This is a genomic window from Clostridium sp. (genome assembly GCF_022482905.1).
In the GTDB taxonomy this organism is placed as follows: Bacteria; Bacillota; Clostridia; order Clostridiales; family Clostridiaceae; genus Clostridium_B.
In genome coordinates this window covers 1,269,994-1,282,986 of sequence record NZ_JAKVOI010000001.1, presented here as the reverse complement: position 1 = coordinate 1,282,986, position 12,993 = coordinate 1,269,994, and the positions used below count along the sequence as shown (strand labels likewise).

Below are 12,993 nucleotides of genomic sequence, written 5' to 3'. Positions count from 1 at the left end.
TGTGCTATAATCTATAATAAGAATAATAAGGAAAAAACCAAATACTGATAAGGGGTAATAAAAATGTTTGAATGGAAGGATATATACAGCTGTGGTGTAAAGAGAATAGATGATGAGCACAAAAGGCTTTTTGAAATAGGACAGTCCATATATGACCTTGTAAAAAATCAAGATAATTTTTTGTATACAGATAAGATTTTAGATGAAATTCTGGACAACATAGACAACTTGAGGGAATACACTATTTATCATTTTGAAGATGAGGAAAGACTCATGCAGTTATATGATTACCCTGGATATAAAGCACAGAAGGTAGTACACGATAAATTTATAGATAAAATTGAAAACTTGGATTTAGAATCAATAGAAGAAAATCCTCAGGAGGAGGTTCTAAAACTTTTGGATTTTGTATACAACTGGATAAGTGATCATATTCTGGGAATGGATTTAAAATTAAAAGATTATTTTGAACAGTTAAGACCCTCCAAAATTGTTAAAGTTCATAGTAAATTTTTATCAGGAGAGCAGTAGATGAGAAATATAGAAGATATCTACGAAAGGAGAAAAAGCCATTATAAATGGCTTTCTGAAAGGCAGAATAGTTTTATTAAATTTATAAGTATTGTCAGGCTTTTTATATTTATCGTCGGGTTGGCAGCTGTTATTTTATTATATAAGTACAGCTATATTTTTTTGAGTATAAGTATGGTATTGGTATTTACTATACTTTTTATTGTCTCTGTTAAATTGCATGAAAAGATAGCAAGAAATTTCAAGTTTACCATGAAACTTTATGATATAAATCGTATTTCATGTCATCGCTTGCAGGGAAAATGGATATATTTTGATGATGACGGACATGAATTTAAGGATGAAAATCATAATTATGCTTATGATTTGGATGTATTTGGAAAAGGATCTATTTTTCAGTGGATAAATACCGGAGAAACTTATTATGGAAGGAAGAGGTTGAAGGAGGTATTATCATGCAGACAACACGAGACCGAAGACATATTGGAAAAGCAAGTTGCTATACAGGAACTGGCAGATAAACTTAATTTTAGGCAGAGACTTCAGGCTCAAGCGTATTTTACAAGATGTGAAGAAGGCACATATAATATTTCAGATCTTGTGGATCTGCTTAAATGTTCTGGAAAAGGTATTTATAAAAATCCTTTTATAATAATAGCATTCAAGATAATTCCGTTTGTGAATATGCTTATTCTATTCATGTTTTTTGCACTTCATATGGTGAACAGTTACATTGTATATATGGCAATTATTTTTTCTGTGATACTATTGTGTATTGATTCAAAGAACAGATCTAAAAGTATGGATATTCTATTCAAACTTAAAGAGAATGTAAAATCTTATAAAAAGATTATTGATATGATATATACTGGAAAGTTTTCCTCCGAATATCTAAATAGATTTAAGAAGGTATTTGACTGTGGAGATGCCGGGAACAGCCCCAAAAAAGAGTTTAAACCAATCAGAGAACTGGTAAGAATAGCAAACAATATTTCAGAAAGAAGGAATATGGCATATATATTCCTCAATATATTTTTCCTATGGGATTATCAATGCATGTTTGCTCTTGAAAAGTGGAAAATCAATAGCGGTCATGTACAGGAATGGATTGACATAGTTGGTGAATTTGAAATGCTTTGCAGCCTGGCACTCATAAATTCTGATCATCCAAACTGGGTGATTCCGGAAATCATATCTGATCAACTTGAAATAAAGGCTGAATCTATGGCACATCCGCTTATCAGGGGAAATGCTGTCAGTAACGATTTAAATATGGACAGAAGCTCAAAGATTCTTTTGATTACAGGTTCGAATATGTCGGGGAAAAGTACTTTTTTACGAACGGCAGGTGTGAATTTAATACTTGCCTATACGGGAGCCGCTGTATGTGCTGATTATTTTAGATGTTCCATAATGAATATATATACCTGCATGAGAATAAGTGATAATCTTGATAAAAATGTATCTTCATTTTATGGAGAAATTTTAAGGATAAAATCCATTGTAGAGGCTGCCAAAAGAGGTGAAAATATATTTTTCCTTCTGGATGAAATTTTCAAGGGTACCAATTCAATAGACAGACATGCAGGTGCTAAAATACTAATAAATGAGTTGAATAGCTTAAGTACATGTGGTATGGTATCAACTCATGACCTGGAATTATGTGATTTGGAAAATAAAAATAACAGTAGTATAAAAAATTATTACTTTAGAGAATATTATAAAAACAATAAAATATATTTTGATTATAAGCTTCATAGAGGTATATCCAAGACGCGTAATGCCTTATACTTAATGAAAATGGCAGGAATTGATATTTCCGACAATATAAAATCCGATTAAAAAATCAGGCAAGAATTCTCGCCTGATTTTTTTAACTCATTTAGAAATTATCCGCCAACAGTTCAAAGTATGCTTTTGGATGTGCACAGGCAGGACAGGATTCTGGAGCTGAAGTTCCTTCATATATATATCCACAATTATTACATTTCCATTTATATACTTTGTCCTTAGTAAATACTCTGTCTTCTTCTATGTTTTTAAGTAAAGCTTTGTATCTCTCTTCATGGTGCTTTTCAACTTCAGCAATTTTTCTGAAAACTGTTGCAATTGTGCTAAAACCTTCTTCATCGGCAACTTTTGCAAATGCAGGGTATAATTGAGACCACTCTTCATTTTCTCCTGCTGCTGCTGCTTTCAAATTTGTTTTGGTGTCTCCTAAAGCAACTGGATAGGAAGCGTTTATTTCAACAGCCTCTCCACATAAATCTTCATTTAAAAATTTGAAAAATCTCTTGGCATGTTCTTTTTCGTTATTTGCGGTTTCTGTAAATATGTTGGAAATTTGGACATATCCTTCTTTTTTTGCTGTAGAAGCATAGAAAGTGTATCTATTTCTAGCCTGTGATTCTCCAGCAAAAGCTTTAAGTAAACTTTCTGCAGTTTTTGTACTTTTTAAAGATCCCATAAAATACCTCCTAAAATGTTTTTAGTAGTTATATGAGTACATATAACTATCCAATTACCTACTATATTCAATATATATTTAATAAATCCTTCTAAATGTATAAAAAAAGTATAGTATGAGTCTTAAAATAGTGATTTAGTTTAAAAACTAGATTTAATTTTGTGTAATTATAATATATGATATAATTTATTAGGAAATGACTTATAATAATAACTAGCAAATAATAATTATCATAAACTTACAGATATTGACTAATTGTATGACTTGGTTCATAATGTTAAAAGTAGATTAAGTGTCAGGATAAAGGACTAGGAGGAATAAAATGCAGAATACTTTAGATGATAAATATAAAAATCCAAAGGCAGCCAATGAATTAAAAAGAGGGCTTAAGGCAAGACATTTGAATATGATTGCACTTGGTGGTGCTATTGGTACAGGTATATTTTTAGCTCTGGGAAAAACTATAAATCAAGCTGGACCTGGAGGTGCACTGGTAGCATATATATGTATAGGCATTATGGTATACTTTTTAATGACAAGCTTGGGAGAAATGGCAACTTTTATGCCGGATTCAGGATCATTTGGTACATATGCTACAAAATTTGTGGATCCGGCTCTAGGGTTTGCTCTTGGATGGAACTACTGGTATAATTGGGCTATTACAGTAGCTGCAGAGATGGTAGCAGGTGCGGTTATAATGAAATACTGGTTTCCTTATGTACAATCTGTTATATGGAGTATATTGTTTTTGACAATTATAGTAACACTGAACTTATTATCTGCAAAAGCTTATGGAGAATCTGAATTTTGGTTTGCAGGTATAAAAGTTACTACAGTTATAGTATTTCTGATAACAGGGGTTGCCATGATATTTGGAATATTTAATGGAAATCCTGTTGGAATTGAGAATTTTACTGTTGGAGATGCACCTTTTGTAGGAGGAGGAAAATCCATATTCCTGATATTTTTAATTGCAGGATTTTCCTTTCAGGGTACGGAACTTGTAGGTATTGCAGCCGGTGAAAGCGAGAATCCGGACAAGACAATACCAAAAGCTATAAATACTATATTCTGGAGAATAATATTATTTTATCTTGGAACTATAATTGTAGTAGGCGCATTGATTCCATATACTAAAGCAGGTGTTCAGACAAGCCCATTCACAATGATATTTCAAAAAGCGGGGATATCTGGGGCGGCTTCTCTTATGAATGCAGTTATATTGACATCGGTACTTTCCTGTGGGAATTCAGGTATGTATGCATCTTCGAGAATGTTGTATTCCATGGCTAATGACGGCAAGGCACCCAGAATTTTTGGAAGGGTAAATTCAAAGGGTGTACCTGTGAATGCAGTTATTATTACTACAGTAGTTGCTTCTGCCTGTTTTTTAACAGGAATTTATGCAGAGAGTTCGGTGTATGTATGGCTCGTAGCTGCGTCAGGACTTTCAGGGTTTATAGCATGGCTTGGTATAGCAATATGTCACTTCAGGTTTAGAAGGGCATGTATGGTTCAGGGGAAGGATGTATCAAAACTCAAATATAGGGCTAAATTTTTCCCGCTGGGGCCTATAATTGCATTTATACTTTGTACGATTGTAGTGTTTGGACAGGGTATTACATATTTTCAGGAAAGTAAAATAGACTGGGGTGGAGTAATATCTTCCTATATAGGGATACCTTTATTTCTAATTTTATTGATAGTTTATAAGAAAAGAGAGAATACAAAATTTATAAAGTTAAAAGATGTAGAATTAAATGATAATATTGACACATCAAAATTAAGTTGATATAATTAGTTGCGTGTCAGGTATAAATTCTGAACTTATCAAGAGAGGTGGAGGGGACAGGCCCTTTGAAATCCGGCAACCAGTATGAAAGTGTTTTGTACAATGGTGCTAATTCCTGCAGCGGGAGCTGAAAGATGAGATATTGTTTTGTAATTAAGTCTGAGGTTTTCCTCGGACTTTTGTTTTTTGCTAAGACTTTATATGGGAGGATGAAATATATTGATAGATATTAGTAATATTGGTAAAAGTTTTGGTGGCAAAAATGTATTAAAAGATATAAATCTCCACATAGAAGAGGGCGAGATATTTGGTATAGTAGGACACAGCGGTGCAGGAAAGTCAACTCTTCTCAGGTGCTTAAACGGTCTTGAGACCTATGATACAGGAAGCATAAAAGTTATGAATAAAGAAGTAAAAGACTTAAAAGGCAAACAGATAAGGATATTTAGAAGAAATCTCGGAATGATATTTCAAAATTTTAATCTGCTCAATAGAAAAAATGTGTATTCGAATATATCACTTCCACTTGAAGTGTGGGGTATTGATAAAAATGAAATGAGGAAAACAGTTAATAATTTGCTGCAACTTGTAGGATTGGAAGATAAGGCCGAAAGTATGCCGAGGGAATTGAGCGGAGGTCAAAAACAAAGGGTAGCTATTGCAAGAGCACTTTCACTAAATCCCAGCATATTACTGTGTGATGAAGCTACCTCGGCTCTTGACCCAAATACCACTAAATCAATACTTGAATTGCTGAAAAAAATAAACAGAGAGTTTAAAATAACCATAGTTGTGGTAACACATCAAATGGAAGTAATAAAGGAAATATGTAATAAAGTAGCTATTATTGATGAGGGAGAGATAAAAAAATCAGGTACGGTAGAAGAAATATTTTTGAAACCTGGTAAAAATTTAAAAAAGCTGCTTGGTGCTGATAGCATATTGCCGGATCAGGGAATAAACATAAGAATATTTTTCCCGAAGAATATAAGTCAGGGGAATCTTATAACGTCCATGGCAATAGATTTGAATATAAAATTTTCAATAGTATGGGGAAAACTTGAGAAATTTCGAAGTGATGTACTTGGAAGTCTTGTTATAAATATAAATGAAAAAGATAAAGAGATCATATGTGAATATCTTTCTTCAAGAAATGTAAGCTGGGAGGTTGAATAATATGGGATTTTCAGAAACATTTACAGAAATACTGCTTCCTGCCATTGGACAGACATTATATATGGTAGTTGTGTCTACAATACTTGCTGTAATTATAGGTTTCATACCTGCCATTTTGTTGATAGTGACTGAAGAAAATGGATTAAGGCCTAACAGAGCAGTGTATAAGGTACTTGATGTAATAATAAATTTATTGAGGTCTTTTCCTTTTATAATACTTATGATAGCAATTTTCCCATTAACTAAATTGATAGTTGGCAAAACTATAGGTACTACAGCGGCCATAGTTCCAATTACAATAGCGGCAGCTCCATTTGCAGCAAGGGTAATTGAATCATCTCTTAAGGAAATAGATCCTGGAATAATAGAAGCGGCAAAATCTTTTGGAGCAAGCAATACACAGATAATATTCAAAGTGATGATCAAGGAGGCACTTCCTTCAATAGTTCTTGGAATAACGCTTACAGTTATAAGTATAGTTGGATGCTCGGCTATGGCAGGAACTGTAGGTGGCGGCGGACTTGGAGATGTAGCTATAAAGTATGGATATTATAGATTTGAAACTGACGTAATGATATATACGGTAATAATACTTATAATATTTGTTCAGCTGCTTCAGACTATAGGAAATCTGATATATAGAAAACTTAATAAATAATAGTAGAGTATGGAATGTAACTTCAAGCATGAAAAGCTTGGAGTTATATTTTTTTAAGAATATATATTTTTTATGTTACAATGTTATATAGTAATTATTGAAATGAAAGGGAGGTCTTTAAATGAGCATAGCGGCTTTTTTTGATATAGATGGAACTCTTTATAGAGAAGGACTTATGACTGAAGTATTTAAGAAACTTGTAAAATATGAGGTAATTCCACCTGAAAGATGGTATAAAGAAGTAAAGCCGGAATATGAAAAATGGGATAGAAGACAGGGCAACTATGATAACTATCTTTTGAAAATGGCATATATATATATAGAAGCTATAAAGGGACTTCACAAATCACAGATAGATTTTATAGCAGAAAAAGTAATATCACAGAAAGGGGACAGGGTATATACTTATACAAGAGACAGAATAAAGTGGCATAAAAAAAAGGGACACAAGATAATAACGATATCAGGGAGTCCTGTGGAACTTGTGAGGGAAATGTCGAAAAAATATGGATTTGATGATTACATTGGAGCAAAGTATATTATAGATAGCAATAATATATATACTGGAGAGGTTATACCAATGTGGGACAGTGAGAGCAAAAAAAAATCTATAGAGATGTTTGTTAAAAGATATGACATAGATTTAAAAAAAAGCTATAGCTATGGAGACACAGCAGGTGATTTTGACATGTTGAACATGGTGGGGAATCCTGTATGTGTAAATCCAACCAGAGAGCTCGTAAAAGAAGCGGTGGACAATAAACTGTTGAAGCATAAGATAAAAATAGTAGTCGAGAGAAAGGATATGGTTTATAATTTAGATCCATCGTGTATAGAGTTCATCTAAAATTTTGATGCTGTTATTTCAAGTGCATATTTAAAATGCTATAATGTAATAGTGCCAATTGTAGAAGAATGACGTAAATTTGTGAAAAGAGTGATAAAGTGATAAAAAAATATGATGACATATTTGTAAAGCAGCCTTCATGCGATGAGGCTTTGAAAGTAAATGGGAATATATTTATTTTAAAGGATGCCTTATTTTTTGATCTTGAGCATTATATATATAGAAAACCTATATGTATAGGAGTCTTTGGATGCTGCTTTTATAACTGGGATGCAGAGGTGCTGCAGGTGACCCAGTATATGATAGAGAACAGAAGGGATTCTAGGGACATACTTAAGATGACAGAGAATTATTTTGTGGATATGTGGAACAGAGGTAAGAAGTATATTGTTACGTTCTCTGGCAACAATGATTTTACGGTAATAGACTATTTATTTAAAAAATATAATCTGGAATTTGATATCAAGGAACACTTTTTCCATATTGACCTGCAAAAGCAGTATGAGAAGGAAATACACAGTTCAATAGGACTTAAGGCATTGGAGAAGGAATTTGGCATTGAGAGAAATAGTGATGTTATAAGTGGCTCGAATCTTGCGAGGACTTTCAGCAGGATAATAAAAGACAGCGAATATATAAGAAGGATGCCTGAAGATAAAAAGGAAAAAATACTTTTATATAATGAACAGGATGTAGTTAGCTTGTTTGATATGTATATAAAGTGGAAAAATATTTTTAAAAATTGAAACTAAAAGGAAGGGGATTATTATGATTTTTCGTCCGATAAAGAGCACAAAGGTATATGAGCAGGTAATAGAGCAAATAAAAAATATGATTATTGATGGTACACTTAAAAAGGGTGACAGACTTCCTTCAGAGAGAGAACTTGTTGAAAATCTGGAAGTCAGTAGAACATCCGTTAGAGAAGCAATAAGGGCACTCCAGATTATGGGATTAATAGAATGCAGACAAGGTGAAGGAAATTTTATAAGGCAGAATTTTGAAAATACTCTCCTAGAACCTATATCTATAATGTTTATGCTCCAGGAAAGCAATCCTGAGGAAGTTCTTGAAGTAAGGAAGATAATAGAAATAGAGACTGTAGCGCTTGCGGTAAATAAAATAACAAGTGAGCAACTGGATGACTTGAAGAAAATATCCGATTCATTCAAAGTATGCAAAGATGAAGAGAAAAATGTTAAATATGATAAGGAGTTTCATTATAAAATTGCCAAGGCATCAGGTAATCTTTTAATAATAAATATATTGAATGCCATGTCGTCCATTATGGATTCATTTTTGAAGGATGCCAGAAAAAAAATACTCATAGATGAAAATAATTTAACAGTGCTTGCAAATCAGCATGAATGTATATATGAAGCAATTAAGAGCAAAGATGAAGCGAGAGCTTCTCTGGAAATGAAAAAACATCTGGATTTTACCAATGAGTATCTAAGAAGGAATGTAAATACTTAAAAGTATAATAATTGTTTTATAATTATTGTGGAAATATAAAAAAAATTGTGGTACAATGTAGATAACAAATTGGTAATACCATATTACCAATTTGAAAAATGATTTTATTTTAAATTATTATTTGTTTTTATCAAGAATATAATATATTTTTTAAGACTGATCCTTATAAATGAAATACTTTATAGAAAATGCATTGTGAATTACTTAACAATAAATTTAACAAAATGCATTGATTTTTGACATGACAAAGTAATTTCTGTTCTAAAAATGCATGTAAACGTTGTTGAGCATATGAAAACGATGTTTTGTTGACTGTGAAAACGATGTTAACTTAATAACAATTATAGAAAATTCATAAAAATTATGTTACACTTAAAACATGGTGGTATTACCATAATACATTCTTGGGGGGGATAATAATTATGAATATGTATTTGCTTTTTTTCCATCGCACTGATACTAATAGTTTTGCTAATGGTTCCACCAGGCATATTAAAGATACCCGGACATAGAACCTGGCCTTTTACATTAGTTATAACCATACTTACTTGCAATATTTTAGTATGAAAAATGCCGGCTTTTAACGCGATTACTACAACCTTGAGAGGTGTGGCATTCGCAGTATGACAAATGTTTGAAGAATTGGCACGTGTACTTGGTAGTGTAGAAGATGCATCGATACCACCAATTGAAGACGAAATGTAACTGATATTCTTTTGATTATGATTGAAGAAATGAAGAAAACAAAAGAAGAAGCAAGGTAAAGCTTTTCTGTCCCTTAGTTCTTTAGGTTGGAAACGAAAACAAAATTATGATTTTATACTTGGAGAGAATTATTAAAGAGTCTGAAAATAGTATTAAATAATAAGGAAAACGTTATATGATCAAAATGTGAATGGTAGTGCTAATTAATAAGAAGGCAGTACCATAAGATTGACGGGGGGAAAAAGAAATGTTATTTTTAAAATTTTTATTAGCTATATTACCAATTGTTTGGCTTATAGTCGCATTGGGTAAATTAAAAATGCCAGGACATAAAGCTTGTTCTATTGCACTTGTCATTGCAGTGATTTTAGCTATTGGTTTTTGGAAGTTAAATGCTATTTATACTGTATCAGCAGTACTGGAAGGAATATTAAACGCCCTGTGGCCGATTTGTTTAGTTATTGTTGCAGCCTTGTTTACGTATAACTTGACTTTACGTACAGGTGCAATGGACTCCATAAAAGAAATGCTGGCTGGAGTTTCTACTGATAAAAGAGTTTTAGCATTACTTATTGCATGGGGATTCGGTAACTTCATGGAAGGAATGGCAGGGTTCGGTACAGCAGTTGCTATTCCGGCATCTATGCTCGCTGGTATTGGATTAAACCCAATTGCAGCAGTTGTAGGATGTTTAGTTGTTAATAGTACACCAACTGCATTTGGATCAGTTGGAATACCACTTGTAACACTTTCATCGGTAACTGGAATTACATCTCATGTATTAGCGGCAAATACAGTAATAATTGAAGTAATTCTTACTTTTATCAGCCCATTTGTTTTAGTATGCATTATAGGTGGCGGCATAAAGGCATTGAAAGGGGTACTCCCTATTACGCTGATTTCAGCATTGGCATTTGTAATACCTTGGTATATTACAGCAACAGTAGTTGGAGCAGAATTGCCAAACATAGTAGGTTCTATCTGCTGCATGATATTTACAGTCGTTGCAGCAAAAATCTTTAATAAAAAACCAGAAGACGAGTATTCTATTGAAGTTCAGGATAAAAAAGAAGGATCAGGCTTATCACTGGGTAAAGCAATAAAATCATGGAGCCCATTTATTCTAATATTTGTAATGTTAATACTTACATCAACTTTAGTTCCAGCAATTAATCACGTGATTGCAAAATACAAAACCGTTGCAGTTGTATATGCAGGCCAAGGTGGAAATAAGTTGACTTTTAGCTGGATCAATACACCAGGTGTCATCATTTTTATTGCTGCAATTATTGGAGGTATTATTCAAGGTGCGAAAGCATCAACGATGTTTAGCGTGTTGGTTGATACATTAAAAGCAAACTGGAAAGCAATGGCTACAATTTGTGCGGTTATGGCAGTAGCAAAGGTAATGGGTTATAGTGGAATGATTGCAGATATTGCAAGCCTTTTAGTTGTAGCTACAGGAGGAGCATATCCGATAATTTCCCCACTAATTGGAGCTATCGGGGCATTTGTTACAGGATCAGGTACATCAACTAGTGTTTTATTTGGAGGATTACAGGCAGAGACAGCTCGAGGACTTGGACTTTCTGCACCATGGCTGGCATCAGCAAATGTTCTTGGAGCAGGTATTGGAAAGATGATTTGTCCTCAAGGTATTGCAATTGGTGTAACTGCAATTAATAAACCAGGTTCAGAAAGTAAAGTTTTAGGAAATGTGTTTAAATATTTTATAATTTATGTAGTTATTTCCGGCATCATATGCTTCTTAGGAGCAAAATTTATATAAATTTTAACTAAAATATTAAATAAATGGAGGGATTAATCATGGCTAAAATAGAATTGCCTTATAATAAGAGGAAGATTGAAATTGAAATCGACGATAAAAATCTTGCGGGTGTTTTGGAATCAAAAGCGGGTGAATATAAAACAGATCTGACTGAAGCCGAGATAGTTGAAAAAGCACTTGATAATCCAATAGGTTCTCCCAAACTGGAAGAGTTGGTAAAGGGAAAGAAGAATATGGTCATAATAAGCAGTGACCATACAAGACCTGTTCCAAGTAAGATTATAATGCCGATTCTATTGAAGAGAATAAGAAATGTAAATCCTGATATTGATATAAAGATATTGATTGCAACTGGTTTTCACAGACTTACAACCAAAGAAGAGTTAATAAACAAATTTGGAAAAGAAATTGCGGAGAATGAAAACATAATAGTACATGATTCACGAGATAAAAGTAGTTTAGTGAAAATAGGAACACTTCCATCTGGAGGGGAACTTATAATCAATAAAACAGCAGTAGAAACAGAGCTGCTAATAGCAGAGGGATTTATAGAATCACATTTCTTTGCTGGGTTTTCAGGAGGTAGAAAGAGCATACTGCCTGGAATAGCTTCTGCAACGACTGTTATGGCTAATCATTGTGCTGAATTTATCGCAAGCCCTCATTCAAGAACTGGAATACTTGAAGATAATCCGATTCACAAAGACATGCTCTATGCAGCAGAAAAGGCAAAGCTGGCATTTATAATAAATGTAGTCATAGACAGCAACAAGAAGATAATAAATGCCTTTGCAGGACATAGCAAACTTGCACATGAAGATGGATGTAAATTTGTATTGGATTTATCCAAGGTGTCTAAAGTAGATGCAGATATAGCTATTTCAACCAATGGAGGATATCCTCTTGATCAAAATATATATCAATCGGTTAAAGGTATGACAGCTGCAGAGGCAACATGCAAAGACGGAGGGGTAATAATAATGGTGGCTGCTTGTAATGATGGCCACGGTGGAGAAGGTTTTTATAACAACCTTGCAAATGTTAAAACTCCAAAGGAATATCTTGATACAGTTGAAAAAGTTCCTAGAAATGAAACTGTACCAGACCAATGGGAATCACAAATACTTGCAAGAATATTAAATAAGCATACTGTAATCATGGTGACAGATATGTGTGACCCTAACATTATAAAGAACATCCACATGCAGCATGCATCCACTTTTGAGGAAGCATTGAAAAAAGCATATGATATTGCTGGCAAAGATGCAAAAGTTGCAGTTGTACCAGATGGAGTGGCTGTAATAGTGAGATAAATGAGCTTGATAAGCTAAATAGGTATTAAAAATCCCATCAAAATGTTTTATAATAGATAAGAAAGCAAATAAGCTGAAACAGATTAGATGGGATTTTACATAATATATGTTGAACATATGATGTTATTCAATAATAGATGTAGGACAACTGATGTATGACAACTGATGTATATTTTGCAGAATACTACAAAAAGCTATTTTGAATAGTCATCTTAATATAAAACTTATATAAATATTAA

At 33.0% G+C, this 12,993-nt stretch carries 11 protein-coding genes and 1 riboswitch; of the genes, 10 read left to right on the top strand and 1 reads right to left on the bottom strand.

Annotated features, from left to right (window positions below):
- The first annotated feature begins 63 nt into the window (after nucleotides 1-63).
- A complete protein-coding gene (locus tag LKE46_RS06315; RefSeq protein WP_291719477.1) occupies nucleotides 64-531 on the top strand; it encodes a bacteriohemerythrin in 468 nt (155 codons plus the stop codon).
- Nucleotides 532-2,373, top strand: coding sequence for a MutS family DNA mismatch repair protein (locus LKE46_RS06310; RefSeq protein WP_291719475.1), 1,842 nt, complete (start codon nucleotides 532-534; stop codon nucleotides 2,371-2,373).
- A gap of 40 nt (nucleotides 2,374-2,413) precedes the next feature.
- Here LKE46_RS06310 and rbr read toward each other — a convergent pair whose 3' ends face one another.
- Entirely contained in the window at nucleotides 2,414-2,998 is a 585-nt protein-coding gene (rbr, locus tag LKE46_RS06305) for a rubrerythrin (RefSeq protein WP_291719473.1), read from the bottom strand.
- Nucleotides 2,999-3,320: 322 nt separating this feature from the next.
- Here rbr and LKE46_RS06300 point away from each other — a divergent pair, with 322 nt between their 5' ends.
- From LKE46_RS06300 to larA, 8 genes are all read left to right on the top strand, one after another.
- Complete coding sequence (locus LKE46_RS06300; RefSeq protein WP_291719471.1) at nucleotides 3,321-4,790, top strand: amino acid permease; 1,470 nt, start codon at nucleotides 3,321-3,323, stop codon at nucleotides 4,788-4,790.
- Nucleotides 4,791-4,822: 32 nt separating this feature from the next.
- A riboswitch (SAM riboswitch) is annotated at nucleotides 4,823-4,931 on the top strand.
- Nucleotides 4,932-5,009: 78 nt separating this feature from the next.
- Nucleotides 5,010-5,966, top strand: a complete 957-nt coding sequence (locus LKE46_RS06295) for a methionine ABC transporter ATP-binding protein (RefSeq protein ID WP_291719469.1) — start codon at nucleotides 5,010-5,012, stop codon at nucleotides 5,964-5,966.
- A 1-nt stretch (nucleotide 5,967) separates the two neighbouring features.
- Nucleotides 5,968-6,624: a methionine ABC transporter permease gene (locus LKE46_RS06290; RefSeq protein WP_291719467.1), complete on the top strand. Its 657-nt coding sequence runs from the start codon at nucleotides 5,968-5,970 to the stop codon at nucleotides 6,622-6,624.
- A gap of 121 nt (nucleotides 6,625-6,745) precedes the next feature.
- A complete protein-coding gene (locus LKE46_RS06285) occupies nucleotides 6,746-7,471 on the top strand; it encodes an HAD-IB family hydrolase (RefSeq protein WP_291719465.1) in 726 nt (241 codons plus the stop codon).
- Nucleotides 7,472-7,569: 98 nt separating this feature from the next.
- A complete protein-coding gene (locus tag LKE46_RS06280; RefSeq protein ID WP_291719463.1) occupies nucleotides 7,570-8,217 on the top strand; it encodes a ribonuclease H-like domain-containing protein in 648 nt (215 codons plus the stop codon).
- Nucleotides 8,218-8,242: 25 nt separating this feature from the next.
- Nucleotides 8,243-8,947, top strand: a complete 705-nt coding sequence (locus LKE46_RS06275; protein WP_291725595.1) for a FadR/GntR family transcriptional regulator — start codon at nucleotides 8,243-8,245, stop codon at nucleotides 8,945-8,947.
- Nucleotides 8,948-9,899: 952 nt separating this feature from the next.
- Complete coding sequence (locus tag LKE46_RS06270; RefSeq protein ID WP_291719461.1) at nucleotides 9,900-11,441, top strand: L-lactate permease; 1,542 nt, start codon at nucleotides 9,900-9,902, stop codon at nucleotides 11,439-11,441.
- Between the two features lie 38 nt (nucleotides 11,442-11,479).
- Complete coding sequence (larA, locus tag LKE46_RS06265; protein WP_291719458.1) at nucleotides 11,480-12,754, top strand: nickel-dependent lactate racemase; 1,275 nt, start codon at nucleotides 11,480-11,482, stop codon at nucleotides 12,752-12,754.
- Nucleotides 12,755-12,993: the final 239 nt, after the last annotated feature.